The organism is Oleiphilus sp. HI0043 (genome assembly GCF_001634935.1).
In genome coordinates this window covers 1-638 of the sequence record NZ_LWEY01001841.1, presented here as the reverse complement: position 1 = coordinate 638, position 638 = coordinate 1, and the positions used below count along the sequence as shown (strand labels likewise).

General features: G+C 44.8%; 1 protein-coding gene. It reads right to left on the bottom strand.

Annotated features, from left to right (window positions below; genetic code table 11):
• Positions 1 to 156: 156 nt before the first annotated feature.
• On the bottom strand, positions 157 to 638 hold a 482-nt coding region (locus tag A3729_RS28275), incomplete at its 5' end, for a UDP binding domain-containing protein (RefSeq protein ID WP_304439780.1).

The following is a 638-nucleotide window of genomic DNA, read 5'->3' as shown; positions in this document are numbered from 1 at the left end:
TGGCGAGTATCGACGCCTTTTTTTCTCGCGCCGCCTAGCGCGCTGAGGATGTAGTGAGTGCCAATGGTTGCCATGTGGTGCTAATTATCGAATCGCAAGCGGATAACAAAAAAGCCCGGTAACTACCGGGCTCTTAATTCAATGCCGAGCTGAGGCTTACAAACGCGCATCAACATCATCTTTGTCGAATAGATATTTCACATCAAAGATAACGTTATTGGTTTTGCATAGCTTACGGATTTCTGCGATACCCATTTCTTTGATCTGGTCGTGTGATACGCAAATGACTGCTGCATCGTAGTGATCTTGTTTAGGTTCGCTGATCAAGTTAAGCCCATACTCATGCTTCACCTCTTCTGCATCTGCCCAAGGGTCATAGACGTCAATATTGGCGTGGTAGCCCTGGAGCTCTGTAATAACATCAGTCACTTTGGTGTTGCGAATATCAGGGCAGTTCTCTTTAAATGTAAGCCCCATGACCAGAATGTTTGCGTCAACAACCTGAATTTTCTTCTTGGTCATAAGCTTCAATACTTTCTCGGCAACATGAGCAGACATGTTGTCGTTAATACGACGACCGGAAAGAATGATTTCTGGGTGGTAACCAATCGATTGCGCTTTATGTGTTAGGTAGTATG